27 protein-coding genes and 1 CRISPR repeat array are annotated in these 26,701 nt (G+C 39.1%); of the genes, 15 read left to right on the top strand and 12 right to left on the bottom strand.

Annotated features, from left to right (window positions below; translation table 11 throughout):
* Window positions 1-174 precede the first annotated feature (174 nt).
* The 4 genes from C9J34_RS01825 (at window position 175) to argH (ending at window position 4,150) form a co-directional block, all read left to right on the top strand.
* Window positions 175-612, top strand: a complete 438-nt coding sequence (locus tag C9J34_RS01825) for an RrF2 family transcriptional regulator (RefSeq protein ID WP_107838147.1) — start codon at window positions 175-177, stop codon at window positions 610-612.
* A gap of 57 nt (window positions 613-669) precedes the next feature.
* Window positions 670-1,410, top strand: coding sequence for an SDR family NAD(P)-dependent oxidoreductase (locus C9J34_RS01820; RefSeq protein ID WP_107838146.1), 741 nt, complete (start codon window positions 670-672; stop codon window positions 1,408-1,410).
* A 110-nt stretch (window positions 1,411-1,520) separates the two neighbouring features.
* Window positions 1,521-2,714, top strand: coding sequence for an argininosuccinate synthase (locus C9J34_RS01815; protein WP_107838145.1), 1,194 nt, complete (start codon window positions 1,521-1,523; stop codon window positions 2,712-2,714).
* A gap of 62 nt (window positions 2,715-2,776) precedes the next feature.
* Window positions 2,777-4,150 carry an argininosuccinate lyase gene (gene argH / locus C9J34_RS01810; protein ID WP_107838144.1) on the top strand — a complete coding sequence of 458 codons (1,374 nt, stop codon included), beginning with the start codon at window positions 2,777-2,779 and terminating at the stop codon, window positions 4,148-4,150.
* Between the two features lie 128 nt (window positions 4,151-4,278).
* Here the strand turns inward: argH and C9J34_RS01805 are convergent, their stop codons facing one another.
* Window positions 4,279-5,205 (bottom strand): nuclease-related domain-containing protein, encoded by a 927-nt coding sequence (locus tag C9J34_RS01805; RefSeq protein WP_107838143.1) that lies wholly within the window; start codon window positions 5,203-5,205, stop codon window positions 4,279-4,281.
* Between the two features lie 152 nt (window positions 5,206-5,357).
* Window positions 5,358-5,975, bottom strand: coding sequence for a GntR family transcriptional regulator (locus tag C9J34_RS01800; protein WP_107838142.1), 618 nt, complete (start codon window positions 5,973-5,975; stop codon window positions 5,358-5,360).
* Between the two features lie 189 nt (window positions 5,976-6,164).
* On the opposite strand from C9J34_RS01800, the gene garR reads away from it, so the two are divergent.
* The 4 genes from garR to C9J34_RS01780 all read left to right on the top strand — a co-directional run bounded on the left by garR (window position 6,165) and on the right by C9J34_RS01780 (window position 11,747).
* Complete coding sequence (garR, locus tag C9J34_RS01795; RefSeq protein WP_107838141.1) at window positions 6,165-7,058, top strand: 2-hydroxy-3-oxopropionate reductase; 894 nt, start codon at window positions 6,165-6,167, stop codon at window positions 7,056-7,058.
* Window positions 7,059-7,060: 2 nt separating this feature from the next.
* Entirely contained in the window at window positions 7,061-8,476 is a 1,416-nt protein-coding gene (locus tag C9J34_RS01790; RefSeq protein ID WP_107838140.1) for a four-carbon acid sugar kinase family protein, read from the top strand.
* A 13-nt stretch (window positions 8,477-8,489) separates the two neighbouring features.
* A complete protein-coding gene (locus C9J34_RS01785) occupies window positions 8,490-9,845 on the top strand; it encodes a GntP family permease (RefSeq protein WP_107838139.1) in 1,356 nt (451 codons plus the stop codon).
* A gap of 625 nt (window positions 9,846-10,470) precedes the next feature.
* Window positions 10,471-11,110: direct repeats of the CRISPR family, unit length 33 nt; unit sequence GTCTCTCTTTGTATGAAGAGAGTGGATTGAAAT.
* A 214-nt stretch (window positions 11,111-11,324) separates the two neighbouring features.
* Window positions 11,325-11,747, top strand: coding sequence for a DUF4362 domain-containing protein (locus C9J34_RS01780; protein ID WP_107838138.1), 423 nt, complete (start codon window positions 11,325-11,327; stop codon window positions 11,745-11,747).
* A 30-nt stretch (window positions 11,748-11,777) separates the two neighbouring features.
* Here C9J34_RS01780 and C9J34_RS01775 read toward each other — a convergent pair whose 3' ends face one another.
* Window positions 11,778-12,797, bottom strand: a complete 1,020-nt coding sequence (locus tag C9J34_RS01775; protein WP_107838137.1) for a beta-carotene 15,15'-monooxygenase — start codon at window positions 12,795-12,797, stop codon at window positions 11,778-11,780.
* A 148-nt stretch (window positions 12,798-12,945) separates the two neighbouring features.
* Here C9J34_RS01775 and C9J34_RS22790 point away from each other — a divergent pair, with 148 nt between their 5' ends.
* Window positions 12,946-13,170: an NAD(P)-dependent oxidoreductase gene (locus C9J34_RS22790; protein WP_107838136.1), complete on the top strand. Its 225-nt coding sequence runs from the start codon at window positions 12,946-12,948 to the stop codon at window positions 13,168-13,170.
* A 209-nt stretch (window positions 13,171-13,379) separates the two neighbouring features.
* Here C9J34_RS22790 and C9J34_RS01765 read toward each other — a convergent pair whose 3' ends face one another.
* From C9J34_RS01765 to C9J34_RS01755, 3 genes are read right to left on the bottom strand one after another with little or no spacing between them, the layout of a single operon-like run.
* Window positions 13,380-13,748, bottom strand: coding sequence for a hypothetical protein (locus C9J34_RS01765; RefSeq protein WP_153062599.1), 369 nt, complete (start codon window positions 13,746-13,748; stop codon window positions 13,380-13,382).
* 10 nt (window positions 13,749-13,758) lie between these two features.
* A complete protein-coding gene (locus tag C9J34_RS01760; RefSeq protein ID WP_107838134.1) occupies window positions 13,759-14,703 on the bottom strand; it encodes a hypothetical protein in 945 nt (314 codons plus the stop codon).
* The gene (locus tag C9J34_RS01755; protein ID WP_153062598.1) at window positions 14,681-15,160 is read right to left on the bottom strand and encodes an RNA polymerase sigma factor; all 480 of its coding nucleotides are present in this window, start codon (window positions 15,158-15,160) and stop codon (window positions 14,681-14,683) included. The genes C9J34_RS01760 and C9J34_RS01755 overlap by 23 nt, the downstream gene beginning before the upstream one ends.
* Before the next feature lie 470 nt (window positions 15,161-15,630).
* Here C9J34_RS01755 and C9J34_RS01750 point away from each other — a divergent pair, with 470 nt between their 5' ends.
* From C9J34_RS01750 to C9J34_RS01740, 3 genes are read left to right on the top strand one after another with little or no spacing between them, the layout of a single operon-like run.
* The gene (locus C9J34_RS01750; RefSeq protein WP_107838132.1) at window positions 15,631-16,098 is read left to right on the top strand and encodes a sigma-70 family RNA polymerase sigma factor; all 468 of its coding nucleotides are present in this window, start codon (window positions 15,631-15,633) and stop codon (window positions 16,096-16,098) included.
* Window positions 16,095-17,387 carry a DUF4179 domain-containing protein gene (locus tag C9J34_RS01745; protein WP_107838131.1) on the top strand — a complete coding sequence of 431 codons (1,293 nt, stop codon included), beginning with the start codon at window positions 16,095-16,097 and terminating at the stop codon, window positions 17,385-17,387. Before C9J34_RS01750 ends, C9J34_RS01745 begins: the two co-directional genes overlap by 4 nt.
* A gap of 13 nt (window positions 17,388-17,400) precedes the next feature.
* On the top strand, window positions 17,401-17,799 hold the full coding sequence (locus tag C9J34_RS01740; protein WP_107838130.1) for a hypothetical protein: 399 nt from the start codon (window positions 17,401-17,403) through the stop codon (window positions 17,797-17,799).
* Window positions 17,800-17,917: 118 nt separating this feature from the next.
* Here the strand turns inward: C9J34_RS01740 and C9J34_RS01735 are convergent, their stop codons facing one another.
* Window positions 17,918-18,421 (bottom strand): ferritin, encoded by a 504-nt coding sequence (locus tag C9J34_RS01735; RefSeq protein ID WP_107838129.1) that lies wholly within the window; start codon window positions 18,419-18,421, stop codon window positions 17,918-17,920.
* A 166-nt stretch (window positions 18,422-18,587) separates the two neighbouring features.
* On the opposite strand from C9J34_RS01735, the gene C9J34_RS01730 reads away from it, so the two are divergent.
* Entirely contained in the window at window positions 18,588-19,652 is a 1,065-nt protein-coding gene (locus C9J34_RS01730; protein ID WP_107838128.1) for a mechanosensitive ion channel family protein, read from the top strand.
* A 47-nt stretch (window positions 19,653-19,699) separates the two neighbouring features.
* Here the strand turns inward: C9J34_RS01730 and C9J34_RS01725 are convergent, their stop codons facing one another.
* From C9J34_RS01725 to C9J34_RS01710, 4 genes are all read right to left on the bottom strand, one after another.
* On the bottom strand, window positions 19,700-20,572 hold the full coding sequence (locus tag C9J34_RS01725) for a glycine betaine ABC transporter substrate-binding protein (RefSeq protein WP_107838127.1): 873 nt from the start codon (window positions 20,570-20,572) through the stop codon (window positions 19,700-19,702).
* Between the two features lie 13 nt (window positions 20,573-20,585).
* The gene (locus C9J34_RS01720) at window positions 20,586-21,422 is read right to left on the bottom strand and encodes an ABC transporter permease (RefSeq protein WP_107838126.1); all 837 of its coding nucleotides are present in this window, start codon (window positions 21,420-21,422) and stop codon (window positions 20,586-20,588) included.
* Window positions 21,415-22,614: a quaternary amine ABC transporter ATP-binding protein gene (locus C9J34_RS01715; RefSeq protein WP_107838125.1), complete on the bottom strand. Its 1,200-nt coding sequence runs from the start codon at window positions 22,612-22,614 to the stop codon at window positions 21,415-21,417. Before C9J34_RS01715 ends, C9J34_RS01720 begins: the two co-directional genes overlap by 8 nt.
* A gap of 244 nt (window positions 22,615-22,858) precedes the next feature.
* Window positions 22,859-23,488, bottom strand: a complete 630-nt coding sequence (locus C9J34_RS01710) for a GntR family transcriptional regulator (RefSeq protein ID WP_107838148.1) — start codon at window positions 23,486-23,488, stop codon at window positions 22,859-22,861.
* Between the two features lie 101 nt (window positions 23,489-23,589).
* Between C9J34_RS01710 and C9J34_RS01705 the strand changes: the two genes are divergently transcribed.
* Together C9J34_RS01705 and C9J34_RS01700 are read left to right on the top strand one after the other, a co-directional pair.
* On the top strand, window positions 23,590-24,282 hold the full coding sequence (locus C9J34_RS01705) for an SIR2 family NAD-dependent protein deacylase (RefSeq protein WP_107838124.1): 693 nt from the start codon (window positions 23,590-23,592) through the stop codon (window positions 24,280-24,282).
* Between the two features lie 56 nt (window positions 24,283-24,338).
* Window positions 24,339-24,764 carry a GatB/YqeY domain-containing protein gene (locus C9J34_RS01700; RefSeq protein ID WP_107838123.1) on the top strand — a complete coding sequence of 142 codons (426 nt, stop codon included), beginning with the start codon at window positions 24,339-24,341 and terminating at the stop codon, window positions 24,762-24,764.
* A 222-nt stretch (window positions 24,765-24,986) separates the two neighbouring features.
* On the opposite strand, the gene C9J34_RS01695 is transcribed toward C9J34_RS01700, so the two are convergent.
* Window positions 24,987-26,701, bottom strand: a 1,715-nt coding sequence (locus C9J34_RS01695) for a methyl-accepting chemotaxis protein (RefSeq protein WP_153062597.1), incomplete at its 5' end; no start/stop codon positions are given.

The following is a 26,701-nucleotide window of genomic DNA, read 5'->3' as shown; positions in this document are numbered from 1 at the left end:
GTCACACAAGCGTTTTCACAGGATGTGAAGAACTTAGCTTGTGTTCCTTTATCAACAATCAGTGGGGGATAAGGAAAACCCCCACTGATTGAAATTTCACTTTATGTACGATGTATTTCACAAGCAAACAAGACGCTTAGATGATATACTAACGATGAGAAAGTTGGTGAAAAGGTGCGCTTAACCGTATATACAGATTATTCGTTACGTGTGCTTATTTATTTAGGTGTGCGTGGACAAGAACATTTAACAACAATCCAAGAAATTGCGGACGCTTATCAAATTTCTAAAAATCATTTAATGAAAGTCACATACGATCTTGGGCAGCACGGCTTTATCGAAACGATTCGTGGAAGAGGTGGCGGTATTCGCCTTGCGATGTCACCTGAAGAAATCAATATCGGTGCCGTTGTTCGAAAGACAGAGGAAGATTTTCATCTTGTCGAATGTTTTAATCCAGAAAGCAATTTATGTAAAATTTCAGCTGAATGCCAGCTAAAAACTGCTTTAAATGAAGCTTTAAAAGCATACTTAGCAGTTTTAGATCAATATCATATTTCAGATTTCATTCAATCAAAGGAATCGATGCTAAAATTGCTTGGCCTCAAATAACTATATGCGTAACAGCATGTAGTTTTTTTACTATATAAAGAAAGGGAATACGAGAAAATGCATAAAAAAACAGTTTTAATTACCGGTGCAACGAGTGGACTAGGCCTGCAAATGACCAAGCTTTGCTTAGCGAAAGGCTATGAAGTATATGCAACAGGTCGCAATGAAGTTTCATTAACGACATTAAAAAACTTAGGGGCTAATGCGATACGAGCAGATTTATGCCATGTATCGCAAATCGATGAATTAATACAGCAATTACCAGTGTTAGACGTTGCCATCATCAATGCAGGTATTGGTATTTTTGAAAGCGTGTATGCATTAGCAGATGAAGAAATTGACACGATGATTGATGTCAATGTGAAGGCCCCGATTTTCCTTGCGAAAAGGCTTGCTTTAAAAATGCAAGATGGGCATTTTATCTTTATTAGCTCACAGGCAGGGAAAGTGGCAACGAAAAAGGCCAGTGTTTATGCAGCGACAAAGCATGCAATCACAGGCTTCATTGATGGCTTTCGTCACGAGGTAGCTCCTTACAATATAAAAGTAACGGGCATTTTCCCAGGACCAATTGATACACCATTTTTGCAAAAAGCAGATGCTGCTGGTACATATCGACATGCCATTGCTCATTTTTTATTGACGCCTGAGCAAGTAGCAAATGCCGTGGTCAAAACGATTGAGCGTCCTGTACGCTCTGTCAATTTGCCGCGTGTAATGGGTTTCACAAGCAAGCTCTATGCATTAGCACCAGTTCTTGTTGAAAAGTTTGGTGGTCGTTTTTTTAATAAAAAATAACATTTATAAAAATACGCTTGTTTTTATATTTATAACATGGTAACATGCATGTATAAACTATTAATTAAATGTATAAAAATACGAATTGATTATCGGAGGCATGTTAGATTATGGCAAATAAAAAGGTAGTATTAGCATATTCAGGTGGACTTGATACGTCAGTAGCGATTCCTTGGTTAAAGGAGCAAGGCTGGGATGTTATTGCAGTTTGTCTTGATGTAGGCGAAGGCAAAGACTTAGAGTTTATTAAAAACAAAGCGTTGCAAGTTGGTGCAGTTGAATCTTATATGGTGGATGCCAAGGATGAATTCGCAGAGGAATATGCCTTAATTTCTTTACAAGCACATACATGGTATGAGCAAAAATATCCTTTAGTATCGGCGTTATCACGTCCATTAATTTCGAAAAAGCTAGTAGAAATTGCGAACCAAACAAATGCAGATGCGGTAGCACATGGCTGTACAGGTAAAGGAAATGACCAAGTGCGTTTCGAAGTGTCAATTAAAGCATTGAACCCTGATTTAGAAGTGCTTGCACCTGTGCGTGAGTGGGGCTGGAGTCGTGATGAGGAAATCGAATATGCGATGAAGCATAATGTGCCAATTCCTGCAACACTTGATTCGCCATTCTCCATCGATCAAAATTTATGGGGGCGCGCAAACGAAGCGGGTGTGATGGAAGATCCATGGGTCGCACCACCAGAAGAAGCATATGGCTTAACGAAGGCAATTGAAAACACACCAGATACTGCGGAAGTAGTAGAAATCGAATTCGTTGCTGGTAAGCCAGTTGCATTAAATGGTGAAGAAATGAAGCTAGCTGATTTAATTCAAAAATTAAATGCAATTGCTGGTGAGCATGGCGTTGGGCGTATCGACCATGTAGAAAACCGCTTAGTCGGCATCAAATCGCGTGAAGTGTATGAAATCCCAGGCGCAAAAGTGCTATTGACAGCGCATAAAGAGCTAGAGGACTTAACACTCGTAAAAGAAATGGCACATTTTAAGCCTGTCATTGAGAAAAAATTATCAGAAATTATTTATGAAGGCTTATGGTTCTCACCACTGCGTCCAGCATTAGAGGCATTTTTACAAGAAACACAACAATATGTCAACGGTACGGTGCGTGTGAAATTATTCAAAGGGCATGCGATTGTCGAAGGACGTAAATCACCGAACTCTTTATACAATGAAAAGCTTGCAACATACTCAAAAGAGGATATGTTCAACCATAACTCAGCAGTTGGCTTTATTGAACTATGGGGCTTACCTACTGTCGTAGCAGCAGGTGTAAATAAAAAATAAAGTAAATGGGAGCAAGGGGCGTTGCGCTTCTTGCTTCTACTATTAATCGAGGTGCAAAATTTATGACGAAATTATGGGGCGGACGTTTTCAAAAATCTGCGGAAGCATGGGTCGACGAGTTCGGCGCATCAATCGGCTTTGACCAGCAATTAGTAATGGAAGATATAGAAGGCAGCAAGGCGCATGTCACAATGCTCGGTATACAAGGTATTTTACCACAAGCAGATGTTGCGCTGATTTTAGATGGCTTACAGCAGTTACAAGTAAAAGCAGAGGCGGGCGAGCTAGCATTTTCAGTAGCGAATGAGGATATCCATTTAAACTTAGAAAAAATGCTCATCGATTTAATCGGTCCTGTTGGGGGCAAGTTACATACAGGTCGCTCACGTAACGACCAAGTCGCAACAGATATGCATTTATTTTTGAAAAAACGCGTAGGTGAAGTAATTGGCTTAATTGAAAACTTCCAAAAAACCTTGCTAAAACAAGCGGAACAGCACGTAGAAACGATTGCGCCAGGTTATACACATTTACAACGTGCCCAGCCGATTTCCTTTGCCCATCATTTAATGGCCTATTTTTGGATGCTAGAGCGTGACAAACAACGCTACACGGAATCATTAAAGCGCATTGATATTTCTCCACTTGGCGCAGGAGCAATGGCTGGTACAACATTCCCAATCGATCGCTTAAAATCAGCGGAACTACTAGGCTTTGGGGATGTTTATGCCAATTCAATGGATGCGGTAAGCGATCGTGATTTCATTGTGGAGTTTTTGGCGAATTCCTCATTGTTGATGGCGCATTTATCACGCTTTGCTGAGGAAATTATTATATGGTCAACGGATGAATTCAAATTTATTGAGCTAGATGATGCCTTTTCAACAGGCTCATCGATTATGCCTCAAAAGAAAAATCCCGATATGGCAGAGCTCATTCGTGGAAAATCAGGTCGCGTCTATGGTAATTTAATGGGGCTATTGACGGTGTTAAAAGGCACGCCATTAACATACAACAAGGACATGCAAGAGGACAAAGAAGGCATGTTTGACACGGTACACACAGTTCTAGGTGCATTGAAAATCTTCGAAGGTATGGTCGCAACGATGACTGTCAATACAGAGCGCCTTCATAGCGCGGTGCACAGCGACTTTTCCAACGCAACGGAACTAGCGGACTATTTAGCTGCAAAAGGTATGCCATTCCGCGAAGCACATGAAGTGACAGGCAAACTCGTCTTCACATGCATTCAACGTGGTATTTATTTGCTGGACTTACCACTAACTGATATGCAACAAGAGAGCACATTAATCGAAGCGGATATTTACGACGTGCTCGCACCCGAAGCCGCAGTGCGCCGCCGCAATTCTTTAGGTGGCACAGGCTTCGAACAAGTACGTGTACAACTTGAAAAAGCACAAGCAGCGTTAGCATAAGATGAAAGAAAGGGACTCGTCAAACGCGAGCCCCTTTTCCTCGTTATTCTTACGGGCGAATATGAGCATCTTGCGGGCGAATTTTCATGTTTCACGGGCGAATAGAGGGGGCTTGCGGGCGAATTCACCTATCTTACGGGCGAATCATGACTTTCCTCATATCCTATCATAAAAATTTGCTCTGGAATTTCGTAGTAGGTGTATTTCCCACGTTTTACAATAGGTAAAAATCTCAATAATCGCTTCGCTACATAGCGTGAAGGTAAATCACACAATCGACAAAATTGTTGATTTGTTATTTTCGTATCAACAAGTAAGCGAAAATCATGCAAGGCTTGCAAACAGGCATACCTGTCTTGAAAGCGACAATGGGGACAAAGAAATTTGCCCTGTGCAAAGTGCATTTTCGCTGTACATCTCACGCAAAACACACCATATTTGAGTTGTTCTATTGAAAAAGAAAAAGGTTTTTTGTGAGGGGCATGTAAAGACATTAAATCGTGGTAAACCTCGTCTAAACAAAGCACAGGTTCTGTATACATTAGTAAACTTTTTTCAATAAAGCTAGGTATATAATCTGCATGAAAAATAGGGAAGTCGAGCGGCTTGCTCGTAATGATGGCGCGTCGGTTGGCGATGACAACCGCGCCACGAATTGGAATAGTGGGGAATAAAGAAGAAAGCACACGTAAATGGCGGTTAAGTTGCTCGATGGGATTTGGAAAACGCTCTATCACATCAGCGCGTGTTCGAAGCAATTGCGACGCCTCCGCGTCAAAATGCAAGGAACCTGCCATATTTTTGACTTCAAAACAGACAATCAATGAAGGGAAAATAACGACAAAATCTATCTCATGCCGTTGTTGTTGCGCACTAAAAAATGATAAATTGCGAATAATTCGATGTGGCACAGTCAGCTCCTGTAAAAAGAATTGCACCTCATTTTCACCCGAAATGCCAGCATCCACCATAGCTAACTGCTCTTTAAAATACGAATAGTTTGGATGCAACTCATCCACTCTTCTGACAATTGCTTCAAGCTGTTGAAGCCTCACATAACATCACCTCCATTTACAGTATATCTATTTTTTCTTTGAATCCGCAATATTTTTCCTATTTTGTAGTGAACACAAAAAAGCATATCCATTCAGAGGAGTTATCTAGACAAAACGATGTCTTAGATAACTCTCCATTTCTAAGAAACCTCTTAATCTAACACATGTAAATCCAACGTAAATTGTAAGTCTGACTGAAGGTGCTGCTCCATTAATTGGCTTGCACGCTCGCCATCTCGTGCAGCGATAGCATGATAAATATCCTCATGTTCATCAATGAGCATCGGGCGTTTATTAAAAACAACTGCTTTGCTAAATAAATAAATGACCGCTTTCATTTTATCTAAGTTGGCAATCATTAACGGGTTGCGCGATTGTTTGACGAGCATATCGTGAAATTCTTTATTTGCCGCGACTACTTCCGCTTCCTTTGAGTTGCGAGCGCGTACAATGGTCTCCTTTAGTTGGATTAATTCCTCCTCTGTCATATATTTTGCCGCCTTTTTTACGGCAAAGCATTCAATTAAAATACGCATTTCGAATAAATGGATTAAATCTGTACGGCTTGGCTTAAACACTCTTTTTTTCTGGATTAAGCCCTCTTGTTCTAAGCGCCGAATTGCCTCACGAATGGGGGTACGGCTCACCCCGATTTCCTCAGCTAAGCGCTCTTCAACTAGCTTTGTACCTCCAGCTAACGTGCCATTTAATATTTGGTCACGAATTTTCTCATACGCTAATAGTTGGGCATTCATATGACCTTGCTGCATAGTACCCCTCCTTGTCATATGTATTGTCCTTTTAATTATACAATGAAACACGAGAAAAAAGTGGATGAGAAGAAAGTATTGAAATTATATGTATTCATTTAAATAAAAAATGTATACAAAATATTTTATATAGTATATAATTCTGTTTAATCAGTAAAATGAAAACGATTCCATATGGAGGGATAATTTATGCGAGTAGGCTTTGTTGGTTTAGGAATTATGGGAAATCCAATGGCGAAAAACTTAGTGAATGGAAAGATAGAGCTGTATGTCAATGATGTCAATACAGCGGCAGTTGAGGAGTTAGTAGCAGCAGGCGCACAGCAAGTGACAGCTACCTCTGAGCTAGGCAATATATGTGATGTCATTATTTTAATGCTACCAAATGCAGCGATTGTCAAAAATGTGTTGTTTGGTGAAAATGGTTTATCTACAACATTGAAGAAAGGGACAGCGATTGTTGATATGAGTTCATTATCTCCTGTCGATACAGCAGAAATTTACGAGAAATTGGCTCAGCTACATGTACATTACTTGGACGCACCTGTTAGTGGCGGTCAACCGAAAGCGATAGACGGCACATTATCTGTCATGATTGGTGGCGATGAGCAAGTATTTCACCAAGTGGAGCCCGTGTTAGCGCATATGGCAAGTGACCTCGTTTATGTAGGGGAGTCGGGTAGCGGCTCGACAACGAAATTAGCAAATCAAATTTTAGTCAATGTCACAATCGCAGCACTTAGTGAAGCAGCTGTACTCGCTTCAAAAGCAGGTGTTGATTTGAATAAATTACATGCTGCTATACGCAACGGCTTAGCAGGTAGCGCGGTATTAGATGCGAAGCTGCCCTTAATGATTGACCGTAATTTTGTCGCAGGGGGACGCATTGATATTAATTTGAAGGATTTAATGAATGTGGAGCAAACCGGCCGTGAGCTAGGTGTACCACTGCCGTTAACATCAAGCGTCATCGGCATGTTCCAAGCATTGAAAGCAGACGGAAAAGTAGCGGACGATCATGGTGGTTTAGTGCAATATTACGAAAAGCTAGCAAACTATGAAATGCCAAAAGGAGGTAAATAGTCGTGACAACGATTGAACAATATATTGCAGCACTTCCTCCATACGGAGAACAGCTGCAAGCATTGTGGACGGAGGCACAAAGTCATTTTCAAACAAAAATTATCGTGCTAGATGATGACCCAACAGGTGTGCAAACGGTACATAGTGTGCCTGTTTTTACAAATTGGACAGAGCAAACCATCCATGCCTTATTTGAAGAGCCACGTCAACTGACATTTATTTTGACTAATTCTCGCTCTTTTTCAAAGCAGCAAACAACGGAAGTCCATGCTGAAATTGCGGCAACGATTGCCAAGGTGGCGCAAGACCGTAATGAGCGCTTTTTGCTCATTAGCCGCTCAGATTCAACATTGCGTGGACATTATCCACTGGAAACAGATACATTACGTACCGTATTAGAGCAGCAGCTAGACATCCAGTATGATGGTGAAATTATGATGCCCTTTTTTAAAGAGGGTGGGCGCGAGACGATTCAAGATATTCACTATGTGAAGCAAAACGGACAATATGTGCCCGCAGCACAAACAGAATTTGCCAAAGATCGTATGTTTAGCTTTACGCAAAGCGATTTAAAGGCCTATATCGAAGAAAAAACAGCAGGCGCTTATAAGGCGAGCGATGTTATTTCCATTTCATTAGCGCATCTACGTGCACTGGATATTGATTTTATTGAACAGCAACTAATGCCAGTACAACATTTTAATAAAGTCATTGTCAACGCGCATACAGAAGATGATGTTAAAGTATTCGTCATTGCACTTATTCGTGTACTTCAGCAAGGCAAGCAGTTTTTATTTAGAACAGCTGCTAGCTTTACGAAAGTAATTGGCAATGTTTCGAACCGTCCATTGCTGACGAAGGAAGCATTGATTACAGAGGCATCATCACATGGTGGCATTATTGTTGTTGGCTCACATGTTCAAAAAACGACAGAGCAGCTAGCCTATTTAAAGGAGCTATCCGCAGTTCACTTTATCGAGTTTAATTGTTTACTTGTGACACAGACGGAGCGTTTTGAGGAAGAAATTCGTCGTGTGCAACAAGAAATCAATGCAACGATTGCGACAGGACAATCGGTTTGTGTGTATACAACACGTGAAGTATTGCAACTAGAGGGGCAGCATTACGAGCAGGAGCTTGCTCTATCGGTGAAAATGGCCAATGCGGTGACGAGTTTTGTGAAAAACTGTCATCCAAAGCCGAAATTTGTTATTGCAAAAGGAGGCATTACATCAAGTGATGTTGGCACAATCGGCTTAGCGGTACAAAAGGCGGAAGTAATGGGGCAAGTAGCACCAGGTATTCCTGTGTGGAAAACAGATTTAGGTAGTACATTTCCAAGCATTCCATACATTATCTTCCCAGGTAATGTAGGTGAAAAGGACACGTTAAAACAAATTGTACAAGCATTAATTTAAAGGGGGATATGGTATGGTAACAGGTAATATGTTGTTTGTGATTTTTCTTTTAGCGCTCGTTTTATTATTTATTTTAATTTTAAAATTAAATGTCGAACCATTTATTTCATTAATTGCTGTATCTGTTGTGGCTGCCGTTTTAATTGGCTTCCCATTGCATGAAATACCAGCATTGATTACAACAGGTTTTGGGAATACATTAGCTGGTGTCGGTATTTTAATTGGTTTAGGTGTTATTTTCGGTTCCTTATTAGGAGCTTCAGGTGCAATTGAAAAAATTGCAGGTGCCATTTTAGGAGTATTTGGCGTCAAAAAATCGCCTACGGGTTTAACATTATCAGGTATTTTAGTATCTATTCCTGTATTTTTTGATGCAGCATTCGTTATTTTAAGCGGCTTATTAAAAAGCTTATCAAGACGCACAGGAATTTCCATCATTACATTTGTGACAGCACTTGGTATTGGTTTGATTATTTCACATAGCATGATTCCACCAACACCAGGGCCGCTCGTTGTTGCTGAAAACACAGGTGCAGATTTAGGGCTATTCATTATTTATGCGATTATTTGTGCAATTCCAGGTGCATTAATCGGTGGTGCTTTATATGGTAAATTTATTGGTAATAAAATTCAACGCTTTGTCGATGAGAAAGAGGAAGAACAGCAGGAACAAGAGCAAGTTTTACCAGCAGGGAAAAAGGAGATTTCAACAGGCTTATCTTTTGCTATGTTGGCACTGCCTATTGTGTTAATTTTAGTGAATACGGTTTCAAGTATCTTCTTAGAAGAGGGTACATTGCGCACAGTATTAGCCTTTATTGGGGATAAAAATATCGCTTTATTTATTTCGGTTGTCACAGCATTAATTGTGCTGCGTCCCTATATTCGTGTATCTTATACAAAATTGTATGATGAAGCATTAAATTCTGCGGGGATGATTTTATTGGTAACGGGGGCAGGCGGTTCATTTGGAAATGTGATTAATAAATCAGGTATCGGTGATTATTTAATTGATACGATGACAGACTTAAGCATTCCAGTCTTGATTCTAGCCTTTTTATTCGCTCAATTATTGCGCGCATCACTCGGTTCAGCAACGGTTGCTCTTGTGACAACATCGTCAATTATGGGACCAATGGTTTACGAACTAGGAACATCACCTGTTTTACTTGGCCTAGCGATTTGTGCAGGTGCAGTCGGCTTGTCCTTACCGAATGACTCAGGTTTCTGGGTAGTGAGCCGTTTCGGTAAACTAACAATTCCTGAAACAATTAAAGCGTGGTCAATCGGTGGCTTTATCGCTGGTGTGACAGCGCTTGGCATGGTCTATATACTGAGCCTGTTCTCTGGTTTGTTACCAGGGCTATAAATTAACTAGAGTTGTTCAGAAAATCTGGATGACTCTAGTTTTTTGAATGTATTATTCGAACAATTTTTTAGTTGAAAATAGGCTTTGGTACGCTAAATTCTCACTTGCTAGAATATTTTCACATTAACAATTTAAACCACAAGCTGCTTTAACGGGAGCAGAAGCAGCAAGCGTTTTACAGTCATTATTTTAATGGATGACAAGTAGTGGGGCATGAACGTAACAGTTTGTCCATAAAACAAAGCTATTTTGCATGCTATAAAAGGGTTTGAAATCAAGGTTTGCACTCTGATTTCAAACGCTTGATTTTGATTTTATATTCCAGTGAAACTTTATGTTAAAATATATCGATTATAGTATGATAAAATGGAAGGTATACATTGAATTTCTTTTGTCATACGTGTAAAGTAATCTAAATTGTTTAATTGTAAAATAAACAAGCTACATCATAGCATTTTTAATAAAAGTGCGAATGTGAAGCAAACATGATTTTCCTAAGGGATTCGCACCAATAATGCAAGTGATTTCCCATTAAAATGGAGAATTTTTTAGGTGAATATAACCATAGAGCCTTACTTTTTAATGAAAATCAATGATAAATATTATTTTTATGTTGTTTTTCACAGTCTCTCTTTGTATGAAGAGAGTGGATTGAAATTAAGAAAAAAGAAAAGGAACGCAAACGTAAGTGGTGTCTCTCTTTGTATGAAGAGAGTGGATTGAAATCCTTACATCCATACGCTCCATTTCAGCAGCCGAACGTCTCTCTTTGTATGAAGAGAGTGGATTGAAATAATTTATCCGAAACTGTAGCGACACGAACACCTATGTCTCTCTTTGTATGAAGAGAGTGGATTGAAATATGAAAATATGTTGTTGCGTGAAACACTTAAACAAGTCTCTCTTTGTATGAAGAGAGTGGATTGAAATCGTCTATTAGTGTTAATGTATTTTTTATCACACGTCTCTCTTTGTATGAAGAGAGTGGATTGAAATCTTGAAAGGCTTAGTCGGCACTTGCCAAACACTACGTCTCTCTTTGTATGAAGAGAGTGGATTGAAATCATTTGTGTATAGCTGTTTTGCATGATAGTTAACGTCTCTCTTTGTATGAAGAGAGTGGATTGAAATCCAGCTGCTAACAGTATGCAAGATTTTGGTGGGCGTCTCTCTTTGTATGAAGAGAGTGGATTGAAATTGTAACCGTCATACTCTTTCCGTGGCGAGGCGGCGTCTCTCTTTGTATGAAGAGAGTGGATTGAAATAACGCTATTAGGGTATGCATGTGTTTTCTCTGACCGTTTCTCTCCATATAGAAAAACAAAAATCAATCAAGCTGATCAAATTCTATACCCTATCAATTATTACACCCTACAGTAACTAAGTGCTGTAGGTTTTTTTGTATTTTCTCGAAGTTTTTTATACTTTTATGTAACTTTTTAGGGAGGTGTACGTCTAAGCTAAAAAGGGGGGCTGATTATGAAGAGGCTGATGTTTACCGTTGTTTGTAGCTGTATGCTTGCAGGATGTGTAACGCAGCAGGTGGCAATTCCGAATAATACATACGATTTTTTTGCAGAGGATATTGTTTCGAAGACTCGAAAAGGAATTGATAATGTTGAGCGCTTTTATGCATTTTTTAATAATGTCGAAAATGGCAAGCGCGATCAAGTAAGAATTGTTGAGCAGACGATTGAGGGTAAACCTATTTATGTGGATGTTCGGTATAGCAATAGCAAAATTGATTTGAAAATGGATCGCTCAAACGATACATATAGCGATAAAAAAATTGTCACAACGACTTGTAATCAGTTGAACGCAATTGAGGTCGAGCGCCGGACGGATTATTATGTAAGTGATTGCTCGGATAAGGAGCAGCATATTATTTTTTCGGATTATTAAGAGAAGGATGTTGGGAGAAGCCCAACGTCCTCATTTTTTTAACGCTTCGATAAATACAGGGGCGTCATCTACTTTAATGGCGATTTTATCATAATATTTTTCGATGCCAAATGGTAAAATGACAGCAATAGGACTCTTACAATGTAGGATGACACTTGGTTTTACAGCTTCAAAGTCTTTCGCGATAAATTGCGCGATATCCTTTGGTAGCTTTTCCTCAAATTGACGAGCATCCGTCACAATTTCCGATATTTGCGTAAGTGGAATTTTTGCGCGTTTCATTAGACCGAGCGATAAATAAAGTGTACCATTGCGAATTTGTGTTGGGTTTAAGCGTACCGCCTGTAAATCTGCAAGGAAAAATAACACCGAATAGACATTGAGTACGAATAAAATAATCGACGCGATTGGATATTTGCTATGTAGCCACCAATGGATGCCTAATGTTTCAATAATGATGGCATGAATCATCATCAATTGAAAGGCGATATAGCTTGTTTTTTTATGCAGCGTATAACCAGTAGGCACTTTTTTGCGCCAGCTAAATAATGCGTAGTAAAACATCAGCAACTCTGAGCATAGCACGTGAATTAGTGGGTGTCGCTTGACATGCAAATCAATAGCCTGTGGAAATGAAAATAACAATGGTGCATTATTTGAACGTGTTGATTTTAGTATCTTTGGTAAGTAAATAATAAATGAGCTAATCAAGAGTAGCTCAAAGGTAATGATGATAACCTCTGTGGCAATGCCAAACCATGTGAAGCTTGCATAAGGAGCAAGTATCGTTTGGGGGATAATGAAGCGGGCTAGCACACAGCCTGCTGCCATTAAAGCAATAAATAATTTCACGCTATATTTCTTTTTGGCCAAAATAAAAACGAGCGGTGCGACGATAATTAAATCAATTAATGAGCCTAATACAACTCCATTTGGTTCAATCATTACAATTGAATGCCCGAAAGATGTGCTATAAAGTATAAGATTACTGAAGACGATTAATGCAAAAAATAGCCATAGCCAGTTTTTTCTCGCTTGTAAAAGTGTCATGTTAAACAGCCCTTTCATCGTTGTTATTTCTATTATACTTGAATTTGAATCGCTAAGTTTGTCAGAAATATTACATATTCAACTTTCTTTATGCTATAGTTTGGAAAAAATAGATTATGTTATAATGTGAAATAATGGATTTTTTCTAATATTATTAAATATCGAGAATGAAAAAGTAGTCGTTGTTGGTGGAGGGAAAGTAGCATCACAAAAGGTGCGAGCACTTTTACCAACGCAAGCACACATCTGTATGATTAGTCCAATACTTACAGCTGAGCTTGTGACATATGTTGAGGAAAAATGTGTTATATGGCAGGAGAAAAATAACAGACGCTTGCGCAAAGCGTTATGCTTTAAAGGAAGAAATATTTGAATGGGTAATAGCAGGAGATATCGCTCGTTGTGAAGCCTTTTTACAAAGCTTATTAAATAATGAATAAAAAGCTGATTTATGCATCAGCTTTTTATTTCACATTCATGGAGGTCCTTTGTATACAAAAGTGTCTTGATTTAGCTAAGGCATGAGAAACACAACCATCTATAAAAGCTCGGTATGTTCAGCTAATCTGATTGAAGCTGCACTCAATCCTGTGCTTGCTTAGCAAAATAATGATTGTACGAAAGAATAACGGTTACAAATAAAAGTATATAAGCTGTTGGTAGCGTAATCGTTGCTCGAAGTAGATCCGCATTGGTCATTTTCTTTTTTAACTCAAGCAGTTCCACCCATGTCATGAAGCATGGTGTGAAAATTAGTGCCACAAATAGCGTCAAAAAAGCCATTTGTGCAAAATTTCCTGAAAATTGGATAAGTAATAACCCTGCAAGGTGTAAAAAAATGACGATACTAGCCATCATCAGAAATTTTTCAGGATATTGTTTAAATGAAATCCAAAAGCCGCCAAAGAAAAGGGCAGCGGTGAATAGTGCAAAGGCAAAAGGTTTCATCATCCATCACTCCTTAATATGGAATTACAACGCCGACGCGCACAGTGCGCACGCTATTTTGCTGTAAATAAGGCAAAAGTTCCTCTTGCTTTCCCGTTAACACGACACCTGCAACGAGCCAATCTTTAGGCGCTTGCTCACCGATGATGTGACGCATAATATCTACCTGAGGGCCTTCTCTATATGCTAACTGTTCCTTATAAAATTCAGCTGATTCAATCGGTGTATGGTTCCAAACAGAAAAGCCATATGCGCGACTATCTGATACCTCGCTCGTATCTTTTGGGAATAGTGTGCTTAATTCAGGCGAGGCTTCCTCTTCCGCTTTTTTTACTTCCTCTATTTCAGCATAAATTCCATCATCAAGTAACCAAGCCCATTGTGTTGTCGGAAATTGCGTCTGCACAGTGCTTAAAGGTAAAAGTTCCTTAAAGGAAATAGCTACTTCGATATTATAAAAGTCTGGTAATCCTACGATATAGTCAAAATCATTTTTATTGGTTGGCTCCGATGGTACGTGAAATGTAAGTGCACGTTGATTATTCGTATAGAGCGAAGAATCATTGATGGACATGGCACCACCTGTTTGTAGCACTGTTTGCGCGCCTAAAATCGTATAAAAATAATCAAATGTGCCCCAATCAATTAAATGTGGACCAACCCGCTTATAAAGCTTGGAAGATGTTTTTGTTGCGACAAGGAAGTTATCAAAGCTTGTCGCATTAGATTCAATATTAGCTCCTGTAAAATAGAGTTCTGTATAAAGCCCATCTAACTGTGTTTCAATTCGCTTATTCATAAAGTAAATGCCTACAGCAAGCACAGCCCATAATAAGGCAAACACCATTACTGTGACAATGATTGAAATTAAGATTGTCTTTTTCAAAGATTTGCGTTTTGCCGTTTTCACTAGGCTTGAAAAATCATCATTGCGTTCAAAAATCGATTTTTCTTCCATTATAAACCTCCTGTAATCGTTGTTTTAATTTGTTTTTTGCTCGCGCTAGCTGTGTTTTCACGGTTTTATCTGTTGTGCCAAACAATGTTGCGATATCCTTTAGCGACAGGTCAGCACTATATTTTAATAAAATGAGCTGTGCCTCTTTGTCTGAAAGGGTGGAAAGTTGCGCGGCAATTTCCCACTGTAACTCTTGTTGCAACACGATGGTTTCAGGTGTTCCAACTTCCAACAAATCTTCTAATCTGAATGAAATCACATATTTTTGCTGTGCTTGTGATTTTTTAATCAAATCATAATATTTATGAATCGCTACTTTATACAGCCAAGCGCTTGCTTCATTTGGAGAGATACCGTTGATATATTGAATAAATTGAATTGCTGTTTCTTGCACGATATCCTCTGCATCCTCTTTTTTAGCGCCCATTGTTAATAGTGTTTTATAAATTGCGAGCAACTTTTCCTGTAATTGTTTATCATGATTCAGCGGAATACGACCTCCTCTCTAGATGATAAGATGAACGCTCGCATTACCTTCTATCCAGCAAGTATCCAAACATTTGCTGAATCCTAATAAAGCCTCCGGCGGATGTCACAGGAGGTGACGCTTTTAGGTTAACTTCCACTTCGAGCTCGAAAAAATCTGGACGAGAGTTAGCCAAGGTGTAATTGATTATATAATTCATCCATATCGCCCCTCCTGCTTATATAACGATTGAGATAGGAAAAAGTAAACAAAATAAAAAACAACTATCTAAAAAATAGATAGCTGCTTTTAATCCTTTACTTGAAAGGGTGACTCAGTACGTATTTAATCATAACAAATAGCACAACAAAAAGCAAACATTTGTTCTTTGTAATTATCATAAAAAATATTTTGAACGATTCTCTATATTCATCAGTCTAATACATAAGGAGGTGCTAGAGATGGGGGAAGACAGTTTGCTCCGAATACTTGAAATGCAGGAAGAGCGCTTTTATAAAATTGCTTATGCCTATTTACGTAATGAGCAGGATGCACTCGATGCGTATCAAGAGCTTGTTTATCGTGCATTAAAGCATGGACATAAAGTACGTGAGCCCGCATTTATGACAACATGGCTTGTGCGCGTATTAATTAATATTTGTTTAGATATGAAGAAGCAGCAGCAAACGACTATAACATTAGATGCGGTACAAGAGCCAGCGACATATGATATGTCAACAGTCGAGTTGAGCGAATTACTTGCACAGCTTTCACCAGCAGAGCAGGAATTGATTTATTTAAAATATGTAGAGGATTTGAAAAATCAGGATATTGCAGTGCGACAAAATATCCCAGAAGGCACCGTGAAATCGAGAATACATACGACGCTGAGAAAATTGCGCAGCTTTTGGAAGGAGGAGAGAGGATGAAAAAGGAGAACCAACTATTGAAACAGCTTGAACAAATTGAAGTGCCTAAGCCTGCGTTGCAGCAAGCGCGGTTCCTTGCGGTGAAAAGGCGACAAAAAGAAAAGCGCCGACGTAAATATACAATACAGTTTGGACTTGTAGTAGCCTTATTTTTTATTAGCTTCACAACAAGCATTCGCCTTTCCCCACAAATGGCTGAAGCTGCGGCAAAGATTCCACTGCTTGCCCCTTTTGTCGAAATGATTACGTATGATAAAGGGCTGGAAGATATTTTAGCAAATGATTACGTGGAAGATATCGTGGTGGAAATGGAGAGCAATGGTAAGAAATTCATTATCACAAGCGTTGTGGCTGATGAAAGTGGCTTATTGCTTGCATATCGATTTGAAAATGATGAACCGATGAAGCGTCAAGTTGATTTTACGGAAGTGAAGTTGATGCAAGATGGAGAATCGTTACCTACTGGTGTGACGATGTATTTTAATAATGTAGAAAATGAAACTATATTCGAAAATAGAATGGATTTTATTTTCGATGAAAAATTAAAGCTAAATGGTAATGATTTTGAATTAGTTGTACAATTAAATGATAAGTCAAAAACCATTTTTACGTTACCATTTACATTATCGAAGCAAGTGGCACATAGCAAAAAGTATGTTTTAAATGAACAATTGTTAATCGATGGTCAGGAGATTTACGTCAATAGCTTGCAAATTTCGCCATTACGTGCGGAAGTGAACTTCACAATACCTGAAACAAATACAAAGCGCATTTTAGATTTTGACTTGCGTTTAGTTGATGAAATGGGTGAGGAATGGGGCACGATTAAAAATGGGGTATCCGGCTATGTATCAATTCGAAGCGGGGCTTACACAAGCTTTATGCAAAGCAATTATTTCCGCGAGCCAAAGTCTTTAACATTAATTGTTGAAAATGTGACAGCGCTCGAAAAAGGCAGAGACTACATTGAGGTTGATTTTAGCAAAAAGCAAGTTTTACATGTGCCAGAGGAATTAGATTTAACGTTGGAAATTCCATCAGAAACTTCAATTTATGCAATTTATCCATTAGCAACAGCGGCACATGATAAGTCGCTTGTATCTGCTTTAATCGATGCACATGGACAGGAATGGTCCTCAATACAAAGTACATCCAAGGTGGATGAAAGTAAGGAAAGTGAAAGCACCTACTTATTTGAAAAAGGCTTTGCCAACCCTGTCAAGATGTATATTGAGCATTATCCGCTATTTTTAAATGGTAGCGCAGAAGTTGAGTTACCGATTCGTTAAAGGAGGTTATATTATGCGAACGATTTTTTCTGGATTATTTGCCTATATAGCTGGGTTTGCCTGCTACACACTGATGTTAAAAATTGTGTGGGCACAGTCGCTAGGAGGGGATGGAGTAGCCGTAATGTTATGGGGGGCAATCGCTTTTTTCTTCATTGCTGTACCAATTTATTTACTGGTGATTCGCGTGGCTAGGAAGTGTTCAAACAAGTATCATTATATTTATTATCCATTAAGCTGTATGCTCGTCTTTGTTGTGCCAACTGCTTTTATTGCGATGGCTTTAGGTGGCACGTTTGATATTTTTGGTCCTGAGGAGATGCTGTTTTATTCATTTTTCTTAGCGGCAGGCTTGGTATTTGGATTGATACAAAGCTTTAATGGGCGGAGGGCGGCATTAGGGAAAAATTAAACTGCATTTTCGTAAGCATGCTGCAATAGAGAAAACCGAACGATTATGAAACATGTGACAGTCGTTTCTTCAATCGTTCGGTTTTTAGTGACTGTTACATGACAGACACTTCTTCCTTTTAGTCTTCAGGTGTGAATGTACGGCTTGCTAATTCAGCATCTAACATGAAGATGGCATTGGAATCGTCTTCAATGCGGCGTAGCTTTGCGATAAGTGTATCGAATGTAGATTCTTCTTCTACTTGCTCATCGATAAACCATTTTAAAAATGCTGTTGTTGCGTGCTCACGCTCATCTAAAGCGATATCCATTAAATTATAAATACGGCGTGTTACTTCTTTTTCATGTCCTAACGCCTTTTCGAATGCATCGCGTACTGACGAAAAATCATTGTGTGGGTGTTCGAAACCGTCGATTGTTGCACGGTAGCCCATGTCGCTTAAAAATGTATAAAATTTCATCGCGTGATAGCGTTCTTCCTCAGCCTGTACTAAAAAGAAGTTCGCAAAGCCATCATATGCTTCGTCCGTGCAGTAAGCAGCCATTGCTAAGTAGGCATGTGCAGAGAAAAATTCATAGTTCATTTGATCATTTAAGGCTTTGTGTAGTTTTTCAGATAACATCGTTATTTCCTCCTTCAACAATTTTATTGATAATAATTATCAATAAGGTTATTTTATCCTTTTTTTCGTGATGAAAGCAAGCTTTTTCTACAAATAGATGCGGTTGATTGCTAATTGAGCTACTATAATGATAATATCTTGTTTCAAGCTAGAAAGGACGAGATTTATGATTGAATCATTTCAACAATTTTTCACTGATTTACAAGATGTAACATGGCAAAGTATTGGTACAGCTATTGCTTTATTGCTTGCTGGTTTAGTCGTTCAACAATACATCATGAAACCGCTTATTAATTGGCTAGGGCGATTTTTGGAAAAGCGAGGCAAAGCATTTGAAGCAAGGATTTCGACGCAATTTAGTAGCGCTATTCGCTATGCTTTTTTAACATGCATTATTTTTATTAGCATATCTATTGTGTTAGATAAGTGGCTCATAACAAATCCAAAAACGGCTAATTTATTTTGGTCATTTATGCTGTTTTTTATTTTTAAAGGATTTGCAGATGTGATTACCTATTATATTGACCATCCGCAAAGCATTCATACACAGCAAAAGCAACAGCATGTTTTAATGCCGTTTTTCCTGCGTATTGGGAAGGTAACAATATATGTAGCAGCATTATTTGCGATTGCTTCATTATGGGATTTTAACATTAATGGCTTTTTAACGGGAATTGGGCTGACAGGTGTTGCCATTGCGTTTGGTATTCGCGATACGCTTGGCCATTTTTTTGGTGGCATGTCTGTCGCGCTCGATAAACCCTTTCAAATTGGAGATTGGGTAGCGACAGAGGATCAGAAAATTGAAGGCATTGTGGAGGATGTGAATTTGCGCAGTACGGTTATTCAAACAGGGGATAAAGGCCTCGTCTATATTCCGAATGCGTATTTAGCGAATCGTCCTCTTTATAATTTGTCGAAACGAGAGAAGCGAAAATGTGAATTTTATTTATATGTTGCTACATCAAATAGTGAAGCGATATTACGCGAAGTATGCGAGCATTTACAAGGGCAAATTTATTTACATAAAGAAACTGAAAAGGATATTATTCATGTTTATATAGATGAGCTACGTCCAACATCCTATCGCATTTTAGTGCGTTTTTTCGTAGCAACAAACGACGGGGGACAGATGCAAGCTGTGAAGCAAGATATGTTATTTGCGACAAAGCACATTTTTGAGCAAGCTGGAATTGTCTATGCGGCAGATGAAATTTGGGTGCAAATGTGAAACATAGAATAAAAAAGCTGTAGGGAACGTATCCCCACAGCTTTTGCTTATTTTACATCTTTAATCCATGTATCTACTTTATCGCGGTTTTTTTCAATCCAGTCATTTGCTGCATCTTTGGGCGATTGTCCGTTATGAATGGCAAGCATGACTTCTTCAATATCCTCTGAAGACCATTCGAATGCATCTAACACTGTATAGGCATCTGGTGCATCATCCTTTAAGCCTTGACGAGCAAATGTATTAATTGTTTCCTCACCACCGAAAGAGCCCTTTGGATCTTCTAAATATTTTAAATCATAAGAGGCGAATTTCCAGTGTGGAGACCAGCCTGTCACGATAATTTCTTCATTGTTTGAAAGTGCTTGATTAAGTGCAACTGTCATGGCACCTGAAGAGGAGGGCAGCAATGACCAGCTAGCTAGGTTAGGATAATCAGCAATGGCAGCTTCTGCGGCGCTCATAACGCCAGCACCAGCCTCAATACCCGTAATTGTAGAGCTTGCTTCTACCGTTAAATCATCGATAGAGCTAACTTCCATATAGCTTGGTACTACTAAGCCAATTTTTGCACCTTTTAAGTTTTCACCTAAGTGCTCCACATTATCCCCGTATTTTTCAAGCTGTGCACCATGTGTTGCTGGAAGCCAACCAGCTACCATCGCGTCCGCTTCACCTTTTGAAACAGATTCCCACATAATCGCATTGTCCAATGGTGTTAATGTCACATCATAGCCAACTTCCTCTAGCACTTGTCCAACGACATGTGTTGAGGCAACTTCTGTGTCCCATTCCACATAGGCTAAATTAATTTTTCCTAATTTCTCCCCATCGTTAGATGACGAGTCTCCTCCACAAGCAGCTAATGCTACCGCTGCACCAATCGCTGTTAATCCTAAAAACCATTTGTTTTTCTTCATGTTCAAACAACTCCTATTTCTTTTGATTTAAACTTTGTGTTAAACGGTCTACGATAATCGCAAAAATAACTAAGCTTAATCCTGCGACGAAGCCGTTTCCGACCTGTGCACGTTGCAAGGCGGATAGCACTTCCCGACCGAGACCTGGTGCACCAATCATTGAGGCGATGACAACCATTGACAAGGATAATAAGACCGTTTGGTTAATACCTGCCATAATCGTTGACTTCGCAAGTGGCAGCTCAACTTTAAATAATTTTTGCGTCCCCGTACTACCGAAAGAATCGGCTGCTTCAACAAGCTCTTTCGGTACTTGGCGAATTCCTAAGCTTGTAAAACGTACCGTAGGGGGAAGGGCGAAAATAACCGATGCAAACACCCCTGGTACAACGCCGATACCGAAAAAGGCAACAGCGGGAATTAAATAAACGAAGCCTGGCATTGTTTGCATAAAGTCTAAAATCGGCTTAATGATATTTTCGGCAACATTATTTTTCGACATTAAAATCCCGATTGGTACGCCAAAAACGATGGCGATAATACTTGAGAACAATACAAGAGTGAACGTATTCATGAATTGTTCCCATAGCCCTTGGTTGTAAATAAATAGTAAACCGATAATCGAGAAAATCGGTAGGCCGAATTTTTTTCGTGTTGCAAAAAAGGCAAGGATCGCAATGATTAAAATAAAGATAATTGGTGGAATAAATGTTAGTAATGAAGTAACACTTTCCATAACCGTTTTTCCGCTTTCTTGAATGACTTTAAATAAGCCAGAAAATGTATCTGTTAGCCAACTCATTGCACTTTCAACAACATCTGCTACTTGCAGTTTAGGAATGCTATTCATTCAGCTCACCTCCTTGTGATGATGAGGCAAGTGATTCGATAATGACACCGCGTATTAAAATACCGCGCAATTTACCTTCATCAACAACTGCAACAGGTGTTGGGCTATCTGAAATAATCGGTAAAACATCTTGAATTAATGTTGTCGAATCGACCGTTGGCATATCTGTTTTCACCAAGGATTGCACCGTTTTTAGTCCGCTTTTTGCTCCTTCTAGTGCATCGTTTGCCGTAATATAGCCTTTGAAATTGCGCAGTTTATCGACTGCAATCAAAACGCTGATTTCTTCCTCACGCATGCGCTTTAAAGCAACATTTGGTCCATCTACTTCGATATTGACCGTCATTGGACGTACCATGACGTTTTCAGCCGTTAACACTTTGGAGCGATCGACATCTTCCAAGAATGTGCGGATATAGTTGTTGGCTGGGTTCGTTAAAATTTCCTCTCCCGTGCCGATTTGCATAATTTTTCCGTCCTTCATAATGGCGATACGGTCGCCAATACGCAACGCTTCATTTAAGTCATGGGTAATAAAAATAATGGTTTTTTGAACGTTTGCTTGCAGCTCTAATAATTCGTCTTGCATATCTTTTCGAATTAATGGATCGAGTGCAGAAAAAGCTTCATCCATTAATAAAATTTCAGGGTCATTTGCTAGTGCACGTGCGAGACCTACACGCTGTTGCATACCACCTGATAGCTGGCTTGGGTACTGGTCTTTATAAGCCAATAAGCCCGCATTTTGTAAAGCCTTTTCTGCTTTCAATCGACGTTCTTCTTTTGTAATGCCTCTTACTTCTAAGCCATACTCTGTATTTTCAAGAATTGTACGGTGAGGGAATAAACCGAAGTTTTGAAATACCATGCTCATTTTTTCACGACGAATAGTTTGTAGCTCGCCTTTGCTTAAAGAGGTAATATTTTGTCCATCAATATAAATTTTCCCGCTAGTAGGATCAATCAATCTATTTAACAGGCGGATAAGTGTGGATTTACCGCTACCTGAAAGCCCCATAATAACAAAAATTTCACCTTCATTGACGGTGAAATTGGCGTCATATACACCGACAGTTGCCCCTGTTTTTTCAAGAATTTCCGTCTTGCTTTTTTGCTGCTCTACAAGCTTTAATGCATTTGCAGTCTGTTTACCAAAAATTTTGGTGACATGTTCTACTCGTAATTTTTCCATCGTCTCACTTCTTCTTTCCAAATAAGTTTTTCAAGAGCAATTAATGCTTGCTAATGAGTAATTGTATCCCCCTTTTACCAAATAAGGAGGTAAATAGATTATATAAAACTGACAACCTAATGTTAACAATGAGTTGTTACTTTTGTCAAATGCGTGTAACAAATATGACAACATTTAAGGAGCTTTGAAATATAAAAAAAGTGCAAGGAAAGTAGGGTTTAGCTACTTTTCTTGCACTGATCAATTAAATTTGTAAAAAATTTTGCACTTTCACAATAGCTTCATCATCTCCGATAAAATAAATGACATTGCCATCATCAAGTGTTGCATATGGTCCTGGAGATAAAATTAAATGATGATCCTTTCGAATCGCTACAATGGTTGCGTGTGTATTATGCCAAAAGTTGATTTCGCTTAAGTTTCTCGACAAGTACGGACAAGAGGCAGTAATTTCAAGCTGAAATGGAACGAAAGGATTGATAGAGCGGAAACGTTCCGTACGATTCACTAATTCCTTTGCGGTTTCTTGTAAAGCCATTAAGTCACTAATTTGATTTTCAATACTTTGTTGTAAAGCTACTTGTAGCTCACGAACAGTTTGAACCCCTTCAAGCCGTTGAATAAGCTTCACTGCATTTTCATAGGAGATAATCACAACACCGCTGCCTTTCGTTGCTTCAACGATTTCTAAATCTTGTAAGACAGCGATTGCGCGACGAGCTGTTTCTGCTGATACCCCGTATTGTGATGCAAGTGAGGAACGTGCATAAATCTTTTCACCAACAATATATTTTTTTTCAACAATTTTTGCCGCAATATCTTCTGCAATCGTTTGGTATCGTGGCTTTTTAATTTGCATTTTTTTTGTTTCCATCATGCTTGCCTCTTTCATTATATGCTTCTTCTTATAGTATATCATTGCTGCTGAAAGCGCACGTATTTGTTATATTAGTGTAAAAGCAAAGGGGCTTTCTCATGGAGCAGATAAGGGAATGGTTAAAGTCATCAAAGCATACCGTTGTGTTAACAGGAGCGGGCATGTCAACAGAGAGTGGAGTAGCAGACTTCCGCTCTAAAAGTGGCTGGTGGCAACAAATTGATCCACGTACTGTTGCGACAACAGAGGCACTCGCTTCTAATTATGAGCTTTTCCATCGATTTTATACGGCGCGCATTAACGCATTGGAACATATTGTGCCACATGAAGGACATATGATTTTAGCGGATTGGCAGCAGCGCGGTTTGGTGCAGCATATTGCGACACAAAATGTGGATGGTCTTCATACAGCAGCAGGTGCTGAAAATGTGGATGAGCTGCATGGCTCGATTCGTTCTGTGCGCTGTCAAAGCTGTGGTCAAGCTGCTGAAATGAGCCGCTTTTTAGCGAAAGAAGCTTGTGCTTGTGGAGGGAGATTGCGTCCAAATGTCGTATTGTTCGGAGAAAATTTGCCACAGCAAGCATGGAATAGCACTTTATCTCATATGAAAGCAGCGCAGCTTGTTATCGTCATCGGTACAAGTTTGGAAGTATACCCTGTGAGTCAATTGCCACATATGACAAATGGTAAAACGGTATATATTAATTTAGAAATCGAGCATAGTCACTTTGATCGGATGGTCAAAGGCAAGGCAGGGGAAACACTGAAAATAATTGACGCGTCCCTATAACTTGTGAAAGTAGGGAGAATTAACATAAAATAAAGCTAGAAAAGGAGCGATTGATGATGTTAAAAGCAACAGTTTTTGAACAACTAAAAATAGCGATGAAAGAAAAAGATACGCTAGCAAAAGGGGTATTAACACTTGTTAAATCAGCGTTAGACCTTGCTGAAAAGGAAAAGGGCAGCGCGTTAACAGCGCAAGAAGAAATTGCTATCGTGAACCGCGAAATTAAGCAAACGAATCAGGCATTAGAAGGTGCGCAATCAGCGAGCAGAGAAGATTTAATCGAGAAGGAGCAAGCAAAATTAGAAATTTTAAAACGCTTCTTGCCAAAGCAACTTACGGAAGAGGAGATTGTTGCAGCGTTAACTGCTGCTGGCATTGGAAAAGGCATGAATATGGGTGATGCGATGAAAATTGCCAAGCCACTTTTAGCGGGTAAAGCGGATGGGGCTCTCATGTCAAAAGTAGTGAAAAGCTTATTATAAAAAATGGCTGTTGGAAACATAGAAACGTTTTCAACAGCCATTTTTGGCTAAAATATAGGATTTCAAGCTCCTTTTTGAGTTTAATTGAGCGAATTTGGTTGTCTTGCGGGCGAATTTCGCTTTTTAACGGGCGAAAATGGTCTTTTTGCGGGCGAATTCACCTATCTTACGGGCGAATCGTTACTTTTGAACTAGTAATTTCAAAAACACTCGCCTTTTCTTTTAATATGAAAACCTACTTAATATATTTTTAAGCTCCTTGCTTAATGTTTGTAGCTCATCCGCTGAGCGGGCAACACTTTCAATTGCTCTATGTTGCTCATCAGCAGAGGCTGATACTTCCTCTGTTGTCGCTGCTGTTTGTTCAGTGATTGCCGTCATACTTTCTATTGCAGTAGCTGTATCATTTTGTAGTTTTGTAATATTGTACATGCCCTGCGAAACTTCAGAAATGGAGTGTTGGATTGTATCAATCGATTGATGAATCGTTTTAAATGCTTGCTCTGTTTCCAGCGTCACTTGCTCCTGCTGATTGGTGATTAATTGCGTTTGCTTTAAAGCATCGGAAGCATTTGTTGACTCCTTGAGCATCAGCTGAATCATTTGGTGAATTTGTGTTGTGGCATTTGCGGATTCTTCAGCTAATTTTCTTACTTCATCTGCCACGACCGCAAAGCCTTTTCCATGTTCACCAGCGCGTGCTGCCTCAATACTAGCGTTCAGCGCAAGAAGGTTGGTTTGGTCAGCAATGCTAGAAATCACATCAATAACGGTGCCAATGCTCGTCACCTTTGCTAATAGCTCGCTCATAACAGCATGTACATCAGCTAGCACTTTCGTAGAAGCATTTGCTGTATCGCGTAGCTGTGTCACTTGCTTCATACCTTCTTCACTAGCAGCTGTTGCCTCATTCGATTGCGTTAGCATGCTCGCTGCAACCTCAGAAACATGTTTCACTTGATGCGATACTTCTTGTACTTTTTCGTTAGTTGTTTCAGCATCAATCGCCCCTTGAGAGGCCCCTTTTGCCATATCATGAATCGCATTTGTAATATTCTCAATGGACACGGTTGTTTCTTCTACAACAGCGCTTACTACATTTGAAGTTTCTACAACTTCTTCAGCTGCATTGTCGACAGATTGTACTAATGTTCGTAAATTTTCCTTCATCGTATTGACAGATTGAGCGAGTTTGCCTAACTCATCTCTCCGGTCAAGTTGTATTGCTTCCTCAGAAAGATGTCCACTTGCAATTTGCTCTGTTTCACGCATGATTGTTAAAATCACACCGATAATTTTCTTAATGACAAGTGAGCCTATGCTAACTATAACAATAAGCATGACGATTAAAGCCACGATGATCACGCTATTTTTCAATTTATTTTCAGCGTTTAAACTTTCCATTGATTGTTGGGCATTTGTGTCGATTAATTGTTCAATTTCATCTAAATGATTGCGTGTTATTTCAAATAGTGCATCCGTCTGTTCAGTTGCTATAGTAGCTTTCCCCATACGCTGTATTGCAGGGGTGATTTGACTTTGCCAAAGGGCAAAATTTTCATTGAAGCGGTCAAAATTTTGTTCCATTGTTTGTCCAGATTGTTCATGTAGCAATGTAGTAAATACATCTGCGTCCTGTAATAGTTGACGTGCAGTTTGCACACGTCGTGTCACTTGTTCGATATTTTCCTCATAGCTTGCCTTCGCAATTTCAAATTTCTGGTCATTTGTGCTGTCTAGCATGTGAATAAGCGCTAAGTTAGCTTGATATAAATCGCGATCTGCCTCAATTAAGCTAGTTTGAGCTGTGTAAACTTTGTCATATAACAGTGTTTTTAAATGATTAAAGCTTTGTTGATTTAAAAGCATATTTGCAATAAATAGTATAATAAGAATAATAACAGGTAAGAAAAATAGCATCCCTAATTTTATGCGAA

Source organism: Metasolibacillus meyeri, from assembly GCF_003049505.1.
GTDB classification, from domain to species: domain Bacteria; phylum Bacillota; class Bacilli; order Bacillales_A; family Planococcaceae; genus Metasolibacillus; species Metasolibacillus meyeri.
The sequence above is the reverse complement of the archived record's forward strand: the minus strand, read 5'-3'. Positions and strand labels throughout refer to the sequence as shown.